Consider the following 14,118-nt stretch of genomic DNA (forward strand, 5'->3'; position numbering starts at 1 on the left):
ACAGCAGCCCGCTTTGTCATACTCTATATTTATGAACAGCAGCGTCAGAATATGAACAAGCTTATTTTCAGTATGAATGGAACACCAGCGTAGGAAGTACCTGCAGCCAGGCACAAAAAAACCGATGCCAACGGCACCGGTTCAATCAGTTATATAATAGATCAGCCCATTCCAAAAAATTTCTTGAAACGTTTGAATCTGCCCTGTTTCTGCTCCAGAAGCATCAGCGGCACGGTATCCCCCAGAATTCGGCGCGCGATGTTGCGGTAGGCAATCGCCGCCATCGATTCCGGATTCATCACCGTAGGCTCGCCTGAATTGGCCGCTTTGATTACCAGTTCATCGTCAGGAACAATACCCAGCAGATCGATATTCAACACTTGAAGAACATCATCAATATCCAGCATGTCACCCGATTTCACCATATTCGTGCGAATGCGGTTCACCACCAGCTTGGGAGAAGAAATTTGCGAATTTTCCAGCAGTCCGATAATACGATCCGCATCACGTACAGCTGCATTCTCCGGTGTTGTAACTACGATAGCCTGATCAGCGCCAGCAATCGCATTTCTGAATCCCTGCTCAATCCCGGCAGGACAATCGATAATGACGTATTCATACTCCTTCTTTAATTCCAGCACGATATCCTTCACTTGCTCAGGCGAGACGGAATTTTTGTCCTTCGTCTGCGCTGCAGGAAGCATATATAACTCTTCGAACCGCTTGTCCTTCACAAGCGCTTGATTCAAGCGGCAGCGTCCTTCTGCGACATCGATCAGGTCATAGATAATTCTATTCTCCAGACCCATAACGACATCCAGATTTCTGAGACCGATATCTGTATCGACCAGACAGACCTTCTTGCCGAGCAACGCAAGCGCTGTGCCAATGTTAGCCGATGTCGTCGTTTTGCCGACGCCGCCTTTGCCAGACGTGACAACGATAGCTTCTCCCATCAATTACACCCCTTTGAACACGTTTAAATCCGGCCTGACCCGGAGCATATTCGTAATCTTGTCTATCTGCATTTTCCCGTCACGTAAAAAAGCGAACTCCATACTTGTCTCCCGATTCTCCCACTCGTCCGGTGGCCTGCTGATGATCTCTGCGATCCTAAGCTGCGTGGGTGCCAAATAGGAGGCGGCTATGACCGCCTCCTCATTGCCAGTATAGCCGGCATGGGCCATCCCTCTAAGAGCTCCCAATATTAAAATATCTCCGGTGCACGTAATCATTCCCCCGGGATTAACGTCTCCCAAGAAGAGCAGGTTGCCTTCATGATGCAGCACCTGCCCGGAACGAATCATTCCGCACATCGTCGTAATCTTCGCCGTATCCTCTTCAGTTACCACACCCGGTGTATCTACGGAACGGATAAGCAAGTTTCCTTTTTGCTTTAATATATCAAGCAGCGCTTCCTTCTCTTCATCCGAGATCACTCTCATTCCGAATTTCACATCGACATGAATAATCGGACCGGTCAGTATGTTCTGATGGCTGTGCTCCAATTTATAGCGCAATTCTTCAAGAAGAGCTTCGAATTCGCAATTATCGTCAAACAGGAAAACCAGGCCATCCTTGATGCCCTTAATTGTCACATGGTTGGATTTCACCGTCATAAGCCTGTCCCTCCCTCTTATTCAATTCGCGCAGAGGCAAACAAGTTCCTGCTTGCATTCATTGAAATATACGAAGTTAGGACTTCTGTTCCGGAGAACGGCGCTTCGTAATAATCTCAAGCTGCCGTCTTAACGGCACATAAATCGCCAGAGCAAATACAAATTGAATGAACAGGTTCGGAATAATGTGATTGACGAATGCCCACGAGTAAGGTTGATGCGTAAGCTCGAACAAGGAATAGATGCCAAACAACGTAGAGTCCAGCAACAGGCTTCCAAGTATAATGACGATCAGTACCATAGGGAGTGGCATCGGGCGCGACCGCGACGGAACCCCGACCAGATAGCCCGTAAATCCCATCGCAAAAGAATACGACCCGATGATAGCCCCATAGAAAACAATATCATGCAGCAATCCGAAAATAATACCAAGAACCAAACCAGTATAACGGTTCTCAAAGATAGAAAAATACATAATCACAACAAAAACCAGATGAGGGAACAGGCGCGTCTGCCAAGCGTATGGGATCAGCCAGGGGATGATTGTACCTTCTATAATGAACAGGACGAACAGCAGCAAAATCAATACAGATTTCCTATTCATCACTATTCCTCAACCTCCGGAGCAAACACCACGAACAGTTCTTTCCAATCGGTAAAGCTTGCTGCCGGTTTCACCGTGGCCGTGTAGGTCAGACCATATTGACCAACATCAATGCTTTGCACCGTGCCGATCACCATTCCCCGAGGGAATACACCGCCGACACCCGAGGAGACGATTAGGTCATCCTCTGCGAGCGGAGAAGGCGAAGTGATCCGAGACATGAGGAAATTGCCGGTGGTCTGATCATAAGATTCAATGACTCCGAACACATCATTTTCCTTACCTTGGGCAGTTACTGCAATACCATTGGAATTCGGATCCTTGGCATCCATCGTTGTAGCCAGTCTGACGGTAGATGTGAAGTGGCTCACTTGGCTAATCACACCAACTAATCCTTCTGTAGAATGTACGGCCATCCCTACCTTGACGCCCTCCCGCTCGCCGATGTTCACGACAATCGACCGGTTGATGGGATCATCATTGACGCTGACAACCTGAGCAATCTTCCAAGTATAGTTATATTGTTCTTTCTGGGCCTTGGTAAAATCAAGAGCTTTCTGAAGTTGCGCATTATCCTGCTCGAGCCGGTTAAATCTAACTTTGTCGCGCGTGTAATGAGATAAAGCAATCTTCAGTTGTTCATTCTCTTCCTGGAGAGAACGCAGGTCGGAGATGTCCTCTACAATACCCGCTATATATGAGGTAGGTTTATAAAATATATATTGCACGAAGCCTACCGTATCCTTCACAAACTTCTCCGGCCAGGATAAGCCTGCTCTTGATCCGAGGGTAAAGCCCATCACCGCAATAAATAGAATAAGTCCTATCAACAAAACAAATAATCTTTTGTTGCCCAGCAGCTTAAACAGTGGAAGCACCCTCCAATCCTTCGTATTTCTTCTAATTGTACCTTGCCACAGTTCGTCTTGAAACAACCAATTTGCCGGAAGGATGCTCATGGAGTAACTTCTTTGGCAAATCGGCTTGCAAAGATGTGCGGCTATCATCAAATCCGCAATCTTAAACAAGCAGAAACGGCCCCTCGTCTATGACGAACGAATCCGTTTCTGGCAATGGATACAAATAGAAAAGCGGCTTGGCCGCCCGGAATGGACGGCGCCGCTAATCATTATCGTCTTCACATTCGCCCGATCTTAACGTCTCGAACGAAGTGTCGAACTGTTCTTAGTCTTAAACAGGTGAATATTATCGAGCGCACGGCCCGTACCAATCGCTACGCAATCCAGCGGATTATCTGCAACGATGACAGGCATTCCTGTCTCACTGGCAAGCAGCTTATCCAGATTGCGAAGCAGCGCGCCTCCGCCTGTAAGCACAATACCGCGATCCATAATGTCGGCCGCAAGCTCTGGCGGGCATTTCTCAAGCGTGACTTTTACCGCATCGACAATCGCACTCACCGTATCATTAAGCGCTTCGGTAATCTCATCGGAAGTAATTGTGATCGTCTTCGGCAATCCGGTAACCAAATCGCGTCCACGAATCTCCATCGTCTCAACCTTCTCCAATGCGAGCGCAGAACCGACATCCATCTTAAGCTGCTCGGACGTTCTTTCCCCGATCATTAAATTATATTGACGTTTAATATATTGAATGATCGATTCGTCCATTTCATCACCGGCTACACGCACCGATTTGCTTGTTACGATCCCGCCAAGGGAGATAACTGCAACCTCTGTCGTACCGCCACCGATATCTACGACCATGCTACCTGTTGGTTCCCATACCGGAAGATCGGCACCAATCGCTGCAGCAAAAGGCTCCTCAATTGTATAAGCCTCACGGGCACCCGCCTGCTTCGTTGCATCCTCTACTGCACGCTGCTCCACCGCAGTAATTCCCGAAGGAACACACACCATGACGTTAGGATGGCGTTGGAACATCGAACGCTGTTTTTGCGCCTGACGAATGAAATATTTAATCATCGTTGCCGTCGTATCGAAATCCGCGATAACTCCGTCCTTCATCGGGCGAATCGCACGGATATTGCCTGGAGTTCTGCCGATCATCTTCTTAGCTGACTCCCCTACGGCTACGATATTCTTATTATCAGTATGGATGGCAACCACTGAAGGCTCCCTCACAATAATTCCTTTGCCACGGATATAAACAAGGGTATTCGCAGTCCCCAAATCAATTCCTAAATCCTTCGAAAAGCCACCAAACATGCTGTAATCTTCCTTTCTTCCTGTATCTAATCAATTATATTACATCAAACCCTGCTCCTTCAAACTTACGAATTGACCGTCTCCAATCACGACGTGATCGAGTACATCAATTCCCACAATCTCGCCAGCTTCACACAAGCGACGCGTCATCCGGATATCCTCCGGGCTTGGTGTTGGATCTCCACTTGGGTGATTATGAGCGCAGACGATCGATGCACTGCTGCATTTGATAGCAGCACGAAACACTTCGCGAGGATGAACAATCGAGGCGTTCAGGCTTCCTACGGAAAGCGTCTCCTGAGCAATGATATGATTTTTCGTATTCAAAAAAAGACATACAAAGTGTTCCTTAGATAAATACCTGAGCTGCTCCATTAGCAGATCGGCTGCATCCTGTGGACTCCGAATACTTACCGTATCTGGCAAGCGTGATTGAGCCAACCTTTGTCCAAGTTCAATCCCGGCCTTGATCTGCACAGCCTTCGCCATCCCGATCCCTTTCATCTGGGTCAATTCCTCCAGACTAAAATCTACCAGGCCGCGGATACCGCCAGTATCGGCAAGAATCCGCTGTGCCATATGGATGGCTGACTCATTCTTCGTTCCTATCCGCAGCAATATCGCTAATAACTCAGCTTGACTTAGCGCCCCTGCTCCATTTTTCATCATCCGTTCACGCGGGCGCTCCTCGCTAGGAAAGTCACGCAGCATATAAGGTGTCATAACCATAAATGAATCCCTCTCTTCCGAATATTAGTTGCCAAGTCCTTAACGAACTATTGACACAAACTCAATTCGGAAGGATATGCTTTATCACTTCCTAGAATAAACGGATTTTCAATTGTTTTTGTTACATTATCTACAATACTGTTACTCCAAATTGGCCAAGCATATCTACAAGTAACGATAGCGGCAAGCCGACAACATTGAAATAGCAACCTTCTATACCTGTAACTATCGTTGCTCCCAAGCCTTGAATCGCGTAGGCACCGGCTTTATCGAGTCCTTCTCCGCTAGCTGCATAAGCTTCAATCTCACGCTCATTCAGCGGCTTCATCGTAACGGTCGTTGAACGATAGTCAACGAGGGTCTCTCCTGTCCGGCTGTCTATGCAAGCGACTCCTGTATACACGATATGGCTCCTGCCCTGAAGAGAACGCAGCATCGCAGCAGCCTCCTGCTCGTTCTGCGGCTTACCTAGCACCGTCCCATCCCTGACAACAACCGTATCGCTTCCGACGATAATTCCTGCAGAATCTCCGTCGAATGATGTAGAATGATATACCGCTTCGGCTTTCCGTTTGGCAAGCTCCTGAACCATTTGCTCTGGTGTCCACTTCTCCGATGTGCTCTCGTCAGCATTGCTAGGAACAATGTCAAAGGGAATCCCTAAGGCAGCAATCAATTCCCGGCGACGCGGTGAGGTCGATGCCAAAATAATATGGCGTGGTACATTGGATTCCAAGACTAGGTCTCTCCTTCAAGCATTAAAATAGGGGTAAATATCAAATAATGACGATATAACATACTAAACTGTTGTCAACCTCGCCATTTTTTGACACTTTATTATTATAAGGTTATTTCACCCGCAATACAAACACAAAAAAGGCAGGGGGAACTATTTCCAATTCCCTTTCCTGCCCGATTCATCGTTATTCCTATGCTTTCCATTCATTTTAACTATGAAGCAGTTCCTGCTCGCTTAGAATGAAATGCATCAGTTCATCCTGTACTTCCCACAAAAGCGATTTGGAAGGCTTCTTGTTGTATTCGGACAACGCTTCAATAGCGCTGTTCATCGCTTTCTCCATAGAGCCCGTCACCGCTACCGAATTTACCGATATATTACCGCGAACCGCTGCAGCGCTCTCTGTCCATAGCTGATGCTTCTGGCTTAGCTCCGCAATTTGGTTCGCGCTCTGCGGACCCGGCTCAGCATCGCTTAGTCTTGCAGCCGAGAATGTGCTGAGAAGCTCCACCAATTCAGCGCTCTGCGCCAGAAATTGTTCAAGCGGCTTGGTGTCTCCCTCATACTCCATCATCGCCGAAGCAGGCAGGGCTATCTCATGCAGAATCAGATTGACTCCCGCTGATTTAAGCTGACTGCTTAGCAGTTTGGCCTGTTCCCGGTCGACGGATACCCCTGCATACACCCGCTTCGTATCTACCGTATCTCTCGCCGCTGCGACTCCCGAGGATTGCAGCTCCTTCTGAGCTAGCTCAACGCCTTGAGCCGTACTGAACACGCCGTATTGAAGAAAATAATAAGTCCCGGACGGCAAGGCGACATTTACCAGCTCCTTCGGGTTAGCATCCCCCTGCTCTTCTTCAAAGATCTGTCCCATGACAGGGATATCCGTGGATTGCCCGGCTGCCGACTGCTTTGGCACATTAATGCCAGGAATCGGCAGGGTTATCTCCTGATTGAAGATAGATAGAACCACAAAACCGAATAAGGCGCCGGTTACAATCGCTCCGGTAACCGATCCGGCCATCTTCCACCAGGAGTTTTTTGGGGGTCTGATAGAACTGGAAGGGACTACAACTCCGCCTGCCCCGGTGTATTCTGAAAATGGGTCGCTATAATCTACCAAAGTCTCGACAGTACGAAATGTACCCGTTGTACGATCCCAGTCATATTCGTCATACTCTGAATTCAAATGCGGCGATTCCCCTGAATCAGCTTGTCCCAATACGGGGTGAACCTCGGGGCTGCGAGGCGCTGGTGTCTGATCTTTCAAAGGACTGAATTTCGTAGGTGTACGAACCTCTGATGCTTGAATATACCCGTCATGACCTTGCTCCCTTTCATGCACTTCCTGCGTCCTATCAAAAGTTGATGCTCCGTCATTCTTATGAATCCATGCCTGATACAATGGTTCCTCAGCTATGATCTCCTTGCCCTGCTTGTCAAACCGAAAGGTCATTTTCGCCTTGTTCACGATCCGCACGCTCCTTGTCCATTCTCCTAACCTACCTTATGTCCTGAAACCGGATTATATGCTTCTCAAAGGACAAGTTGCGAAAATAAGGAAGAATTCAGGCGCTTAGGAATTTTATAAACGGTTACGCGAGATGTAGGCACATACCAAAAAACCTCCATATTCATACGCAAACACATGAATATGGAGGTTCTCTATTCGAATCAACTTTTCAAATGCAAGTAAACTATTGGGAGATTCGCTTGGATAATTCGTCCCCAACTCTCCAGATATCGCCAGCCCCCATGGTCAGCACAAGATCCCCGGGTTGCAGCCGGTCCTCCAGATCGGCAACAACATCCTGCTTCGCAGGCAAATATCTTGCCCCCGCATTGCTGTTCTCCTTAATTAATTCGACCAGCTTCGAGGAGTTGATTCCCTCAATCTGCTTCTCTCCGGCAGGTGAATAAATGTCGGTAATGATCACCTCATCCGCACCACCAAAGGCTCTGCTAAAGGCATCCAGCAGGAAAAAGGTTCGCGTATAGCGCTGCGGCTGGAACACAGCGATAATGCGCTTGCCGGTCGCTTTAGCGGCAGCGATCGTGGCTTCGATCTCTGTCGGATGGTGGGCATAATCATCGATAATGAGGATGTCTTTGCTATCGCCAAGAACCTGAAAACGGCGCTTGGCCCCATGAAATTGCTTGATCGCTGCTGCGATCTCCGCAAATGGAACCCCTGCCTCCAGGCAAACAATAACCGCCGCCATGGAGTTATACACATTATGCTTACCCGGAACCGACAGCTCTACCGTTCCGAGCTTTTCGTCGCCGCGCTTCATAGTATACGACACATATCGATCGCCAAGCTCCATATCCTCAGCGTTATAATCGCAAACCGAGTCAATTCCATAAGTGATGATATTGCAATTCAGCTTAGGCAGTAATTCGCCCAGAATATCATCATCGCCGCAGACGATGGCTGCCCCGTCCGGTTTAATCTGATTAAGGAATTGGACGTATGCTTCTTTGAGACGTCCGAAATCTCCGCCGTAATTCTCCAGATGATCCGCCTCAATATTTGTTACAATTCCTAGCGAAGGATGGTATTGAAGAAAAGAACCATCGCTCTCGTCCGCCTCGGCAACGACGTATTTTCCTTGTCCTGCCTTGGCATTTGTACCGATATCCAGGATTTCTCCGCCAATAATATAGGTTGGATCGATTCCACATTGCTCCATCACAAGTGCGATCATCGATGAAGTCGTCGTTTTTCCGTGCGCTCCGGCCACCGCTACTCCTGTCCGTTCATTAAGCAGACGGGCCAGCATTTGTGAACGATGCAGAACCGGGATACCGCGTTCCTGCGCTTCAACCCGTTCTACATTGTCCTTCGGGAGAGCTGTCGAATATACGACCAGATCGGCGCCGTCAACCTGCTCAGCCGTATGGCCGATATAGACCTTGGCTCCCTTCGCCTTCAGCTTCTCGATCAATTCCTGGGAAGCTACATCCGAACCGGTTACCGTATAGCCCATCTCCAGCATTACACGGGCGATGGCGCTCATTCCGTAACCGCCGATACCTATAAAATGTACATGTTGTTCTCTAGTATTTAACAATATGGTCACCAGCCTTTTTCAGAATCGGTGTGATGTAAGAGAGTCGCGCGTACGTCAGAAATCATGTACAACGTACCTGTAACCACTCCTAAATCCTCCCGTTCCGTCCGCGACATCAACAGCTCTAAAGCCTTTTTCCAGTCGCGTTCTACGATAATTTCCAAGTTTTCTTTTGCTTTCGTTTCTTTAAGCTGCTCCACAATACTATGGAGCGCCTCCACATCCATTTTCTTACGAAAATCAGGCTCGGTCAAAATAAGCGTATCCACTATTGGTAATATATGCTCCAAGTAGCCACGATGATGCTTATTTGCCAGCATGCCCATCATCAAATTCAGCTTGCGATACTTATAGATGTCCGGAATGCTCCTGGCTAACATTTGAGCTCCTTCCGGGTTATGCGCTCCATCGAGCACAATACGAGGCTCGCTGTTCACCTGCTCCAATCTTCCCGCCCAAGCCGTACTGCGAAAGCCGGACAGAACCGCTTCATCCTCCAGCACAAAAGCCATATACTGACGAAGCACCTCAAGCACCATCATGACCCCGGCCGCGTTCTTGCATTGATGTTCACCAAGCAGCGAGAGCTTCAGTACAAGCTCCCGGAACGGACCGTGAAAGTCCATGGATTGCTCATGATCATCACCCTCCAGCCGTTCATAGGTGAACTGTTCTCCAAGCAAGTATAGGGTAGAACGCTGCTCTTGAGCTGTCTGGCGCAGCACTTCGATCGCTTCCGGCTGTTCTGCACAACTCACGACAGGAACACCGGGCTTGATGATCCCGGCCTTTTCCCTGGCAATCTGCTCTATAGTATCGCCTAATACATCGGTATGGTCCATGCCGATATTTGTAATCAAGGAGACGATAGGCGTAACAATATTTGTTACATCCATCCTTCCCCCGAGACCTGTCTCCCATACTACGACATCAGGATAACATTCTTCTGCAAAATATAAAATCGCAATCGCTGTACTTACCTCGAACATCGTTGGCGAACCTAGCTCTGAATCGGCAATTTCCTCTACAAGAGGCAGAATCCGATTCGATAATGATACCAGAGTAGCCTCCGGAATGTCCTGACCATTAAATTGAAATCGATTCGTAAACTTGGTGATATAAGGAGAAGTAAAGGTCCCAACATCAAAACCGGCCTTCATTAGCGCAGCTGTTAAAAAAGCGCATGAAGAACCCTTGCCGTTCGTCCCGGCAACATGGATAAATTTCAGCTTGCGCTGCGGATTGCCCAGACGTTCCATCATGAGCTCAATACGCCCCAGTCCGGGACGGATCCCGAACGCAATTAGCCCATTAATCCATTCTACCGCTTCGTTATAATCCTGTAGAGATCGCTTGTTTCCTTTCTCAGTATGAGCCCCCATGAAATTCACCTTCGTCTATGATTTATATAGATATAGAGGTAGTCCAAACATATATAGTGCATGTTCAAAAAAGGTCGGATTTCAGCACCAAGCTCATCCATTCGGTATTCGTTTCTTCGAAACGCCTCAGTTGGATAATACCAGAAGCAAGGGAGCAGAGCTGCAAGTTTCTGAAGAAAACGAATCCTGAAACGTATGCTTATAGCTTGTACAAGCACGCCTGAGACGTTTCTGTTGGAAACATGACTTCGCAAGCCTCTGCTTAAGCCCGGCTGAATTCAGGTTCAGATCCATGCGATTCCACTTCCGGATTGGATTCGTGTTAGATATAGAATTTATCAGTTATCAGCGCAGCTGATGAAATTTTATATCACAAGAAGATCTGCCTTGGCGTCGCAGTCGCTTATCCTTGAATGACATCGATTGGTTTTCTTGTCAAACCGGAACTTTTTGAACAACCTCATATCGTTAAATTATCGATTGCAGAATGCCTGTTCCCTGATCCAAGTCCTTAACGCCTCAGCGCAGAACAATCGGACTGTTACCTCTGATAACAATCCGATTGTTCTATTTCTAGGACGTAGAGGCAATTTGGCACTAGGCTTTTAATTCATTGATTCGTGCAAGCACCTTGTCGCGTTTGGCAGAGTAATCATCCATCTTGGCACGCTCTTCTTCAATCACCTTGGCAGGTGCTTTAGCGACAAAACCTTGATTAGACAATTTCTTCTCCACACGTTCTACTTCTTTATTCAAATGGTCGATTTCTTTTTCCAGACGAGCGATTTCCTGGCTGATATCGATCAGGCCGGCCAGCGGCAGATATAATTCCGCTCCTGTGACAATCGCGGTCATTGCTTTATCCGGCGCTTCTACCGTTAGCGATGCTTCGTAATCCGACGTGTTACAGAACCGGCGAACATAGTGCTCGTTACGGTTAAGGATGTCAAGCAACTCAGCGGAGCTCGGCTTAACGATCAGCTCGATTTTTTTGCTCATCGGTACGTTCACTTCAGCACGAATGTTGCGGACCGAGCGAATAATATCGATCAGTAGATTCATTTCCTGAACTGCATCAGGTGCTTCCAGGGCAGGGTCATACTTAGGCCATTCAGCCAAAGTAATCGTATCGCCATTGTGCGGCAAATGCTGCCATATTTCCTCGGAAATATACGGCATGAACGGATGGATCAGTCTCAGCGTGCGATCGAGCACATAAGCAAGCACCGATTGGGTCTTGCGCTTGGCATCCGCGTCTTCGCCATAGAAGCTCAGCTTCGCGAATTCAATATACCAGTCGCAAAGATCATCCCAGATGAAATTGTACAATACACGACCGGTTTCGCCAAATTCATAGGAATCGATAAGACGCGTCACATCCCGAGCCGTCTCATTAAACCGATGCAAAATCCAGCGATCCGAAGTTGAAAGGTCACCGCTAATGTCGATGTCCTCATAGGACACTCCTTCCATGTTCATCAGAGCGAAGCGCGAGGCATTCCAGATCTTATTGGCAAAATTGCGCGCTTGTTCTACACGTTCCCAATGGAAGCGAACATCCTGACCCGGCGTACTGCCCGTCGAGATCATATAGCGCATTGCATCCGCGCCGTATCTCTCGATAATGTCAAGCGGGTCTACCCCATTGCCCAGGGATTTGGACATCTTCTTGCCCTCGCTATCGCGAACAAGACCATGCATTAATACATGTTTAAAGGGCATCTTGCCTGTGAAATCAAGCGAGGTAAAGATCATACGGGCTACCCAGAAATAAATAATATCATATCCGGTAACCAGTACGTCCGTTGGGAAGTAGCGTTTGAAATCCTCGCTCTCCTCATTTGGCCAACCTAGCGTCGAGAACGGCCACAAGGCAGAGCTGAACCATGTATCCAGTACATCCTCATCCTGTTTAAGGTCATCCCGTCCGAGCTTGGCGCGGGCTTCTTCCTCGCTGCGGGCAACAACCATCTCTCCGGTCTCTTCGCTATACCAGGCCGGAATACGATGTCCCCACCATAATTGTCTGGAAATACACCAGTCGCGAACATTCTCGATCCATTGCAGATAGGTTTTCTCGAACCGTTCCGGAATGAATTCTACACCTTTGCCCGAGTTTTGCTCTGCAATTGCAGCTTCAGCGAGCGGCTTCATTTTGACGAACCATTGCATGGACAGATAAGGCTCTATAACTGCCCCGGTCCGTTCACTATGGCCTACCTGATGCAGGTGATCCTCAATTCTAATCAATACGCCCATATCCTGCAAATCCTTCACGATCTGCTTGCGGCATTCACTGCGATCCAGGCCCACATACTTGCCAGCCGCATCGTTCATCTTACCACTCTCGTCCATGACGATAATCTGCGGCAGATCATGGCGTTGCCCTACCTCGAAGTCATTCGGATCATGAGCCGGGGTGATCTTAACTGCGCCACTACCGAATTCCTTGTCAACATAATCATCAGCGATGATCGGAATTTCGCGGTTCACAATCGGCAGAAGCAGCGATTTGCCGATCAAGTGGCTGTAGCGCTCATCCTTAGGATGAACAGCGACTGCTGTATCGCCGAGCATCGTCTCCGGACGTGTCGTGGCAACCGTAATATATCCGTCCCCATCCTTAAGCGGATATTGAAGATGATACAAATGTCCGTTAACTTCCTTGTACTCGACTTCAATATCGGACAATGCCGTACGAGCAACCGGGTCCCAGTTGATGATATATCTGCCTTTATAAATCAGACCCTTCTCATACAGCTTCACGAATACTTCGCGAACCGCCTGAGACAGACCTTCATCTAGCGTAAACCGCTCGCGGGAATAGTCAAGCGACAGACCCATTTTGGCCCATTGTTCATGGATCGTATTCGCATACTGCTCCTTCCATTCCCACACTTTCTCAAGGAACTTCTCACGGCCTAGATCATAGCGGCTTATCCCTTGCTCACGCAGTTTTTGCTCCACTTTGGTCTGCGTCGCGATTCCCGCATGGTCCGAGCCCGGCAGCCATAAGGCGTCATAGCCCTGCATCCGCTTGGTACGGATCAGAATATCCTGCAGCGTGAAGTCAAGCGCATGTCCAATATGCAGCATACCCGTTACGTTAGGCGGTGGAATTACGATCGTAAAAGGCTCGGCTTCAGGCCGCATGCCCGCTTTGAAGAACTCATTCTCCATCCAGTAGCGGTACCATTTGTTCTCCGCAGCTTTCGGATCATAAGTCGTTGGCATCTCTGCCGTAGTTGGTGATGCTTGGTTTTCTGTCATTTTGCTTCAACCTCCATTAACAATTCAGCATTGCCTAGGCGAATTCAGGCCAATAAATTCAAGAAGCCCGTAATGATTCGCGACGGCAGAAAACACAAAAAGCCTCTCGTCTCAAAGGACGAAAGGCTTTATCTTTCGCGGTACCACCTTTGTTTCGCAAGCTGCTGGATTTCGCCTGGCCATGCAGTCAAGCACAGCTTGTCGCTTGCGACACTTATACAGATAACGGCTGCAACCGGCCCGCTCTAATGGTGAGACATCACCAGTTCAAACGGACGACTCCCGGGCGACTTCGGATAGCAGTATCCTGCGGAATCTTCCAGCGATACAACTCCGCTCTCTGAAGGGCTCACTTCCTACTCTTCCCGTTCCAAGTCTTTACATTAGTGTGTTCAGAAAATCTTATTTTGATAACAATAGGTGTCTTAGAAAATAAGAAATAGCATAACTTTGTAAAATCTATATTATCATAACGTGGATGAGGCTGTGAGTCAATATGACAAACGCAC

11 protein-coding genes and 1 other annotated feature are annotated in these 14,118 nt (G+C 48.2%); all 11 genes read right to left on the reverse strand.

What is annotated here, in order from left to right; all coding sequences use genetic code 11:
- Nucleotides 1-161 precede the first annotated feature (161 nt).
- The 11 genes from minD to BN1360_RS01415 all read right to left on the reverse strand — a co-directional run bounded on the left by minD (nt 162) and on the right by BN1360_RS01415 (nt 13,609).
- Complete coding sequence (gene minD / locus BN1360_RS01365; RefSeq protein WP_068778120.1) at nt 162-956, reverse strand: septum site-determining protein MinD; 795 nt, start codon at nt 954-956, stop codon at nt 162-164.
- A 3-nt stretch (nt 957-959) separates the two neighbouring features.
- Nucleotides 960-1,619: a septum site-determining protein MinC gene (gene minC / locus BN1360_RS01370; RefSeq protein ID WP_068778121.1), complete on the reverse strand. Its 660-nt coding sequence runs from the start codon at nt 1,617-1,619 to the stop codon at nt 960-962.
- A gap of 76 nt (nt 1,620-1,695) precedes the next feature.
- Nucleotides 1,696-2,223, reverse strand: a complete 528-nt coding sequence (gene mreD, locus BN1360_RS01375; RefSeq protein WP_068778122.1) for a rod shape-determining protein MreD — start codon at nt 2,221-2,223, stop codon at nt 1,696-1,698.
- A gap of 2 nt (nt 2,224-2,225) precedes the next feature.
- A complete protein-coding gene (gene mreC / locus BN1360_RS01380; RefSeq protein ID WP_068778184.1) occupies nt 2,226-3,101 on the reverse strand; it encodes a rod shape-determining protein MreC in 876 nt (291 codons plus the stop codon).
- Nucleotides 3,102-3,377: 276 nt separating this feature from the next.
- Entirely contained in the window at nt 3,378-4,412 is a 1,035-nt protein-coding gene (locus BN1360_RS01385; RefSeq protein ID WP_068778123.1) for a rod shape-determining protein, read from the reverse strand.
- A gap of 39 nt (nt 4,413-4,451) precedes the next feature.
- Entirely contained in the window at nt 4,452-5,141 is a 690-nt protein-coding gene (radC, locus tag BN1360_RS01390; RefSeq protein WP_068778124.1) for a RadC family protein, read from the reverse strand.
- A 130-nt stretch (nt 5,142-5,271) separates the two neighbouring features.
- Entirely contained in the window at nt 5,272-5,877 is a 606-nt protein-coding gene (locus tag BN1360_RS01395; protein ID WP_068778125.1) for a Maf family protein, read from the reverse strand.
- Nucleotides 5,878-6,088: 211 nt separating this feature from the next.
- On the reverse strand, nt 6,089-7,354 hold the full coding sequence (locus BN1360_RS01400) for an SPOR domain-containing protein (protein ID WP_069188263.1): 1,266 nt from the start codon (nt 7,352-7,354) through the stop codon (nt 6,089-6,091).
- Nucleotides 7,355-7,580: 226 nt separating this feature from the next.
- The gene (gene murC / locus BN1360_RS01405) at nt 7,581-8,957 is read right to left on the reverse strand and encodes a UDP-N-acetylmuramate--L-alanine ligase (RefSeq protein WP_068778127.1); all 1,377 of its coding nucleotides are present in this window, start codon (nt 8,955-8,957) and stop codon (nt 7,581-7,583) included.
- A gap of 5 nt (nt 8,958-8,962) precedes the next feature.
- Nucleotides 8,963-10,339, reverse strand: a complete 1,377-nt coding sequence (locus BN1360_RS01410) for a bifunctional folylpolyglutamate synthase/dihydrofolate synthase (RefSeq protein ID WP_068778128.1) — start codon at nt 10,337-10,339, stop codon at nt 8,963-8,965.
- A gap of 597 nt (nt 10,340-10,936) precedes the next feature.
- Nucleotides 10,937-13,609, reverse strand: coding sequence for a valine--tRNA ligase (locus tag BN1360_RS01415; protein ID WP_068778129.1), 2,673 nt, complete (start codon nt 13,607-13,609; stop codon nt 10,937-10,939).
- A 111-nt stretch (nt 13,610-13,720) separates the two neighbouring features.
- Nucleotides 13,721-13,991: a binding site (T-box leader), on the reverse strand.
- Nucleotides 13,992-14,118: the final 127 nt, after the last annotated feature.

This window comes from Paenibacillus sp. GM2, assembly GCF_900069005.2.
Classification (GTDB): domain Bacteria; phylum Bacillota; class Bacilli; order Paenibacillales; family Paenibacillaceae; genus Fontibacillus.